Genomic DNA, 264 nt, shown 5'->3' with positions numbered 1-264 from the left:
CGAAACGAGTCGCGCCTTCGATCTCTTCGGGGAGACGCACATCGATCGGTGATTCGGTGCCGTGCACGATGAGCAGGATGCGGTTGTAGGCCTCGGTGTCGGGTGTGGAGGCAGCGACGTACTGCAGCGTCCGGTTCCCGGGGTCGGCCCACTTGCCCTGCTCCATCGTCTCGCCGTTCTGGTCGTACCAGTCCATCACCGAGGCGTTGGGGATGTGTTCGCCGAGTCGCGCGTAGCGGCTGGGGCGCAGCGCAGGGTTCTCCT

1 protein-coding gene is annotated in these 264 nt (G+C 65.5%); it reads right to left on the bottom strand.

Annotation, left to right across the window (positions count from 1 at the left end):
* A partial coding sequence (locus tag ACY0MJ_RS22395; protein ID WP_462640768.1) for a hypothetical protein occupies window positions 1–264 on the bottom strand: 264 nt, incomplete at both ends.

It is taken from the genome of Ramlibacter sp. bp-362 (assembly GCF_054956735.1).
This window is presented reverse-complemented; position numbering and strand designations above follow the sequence as displayed.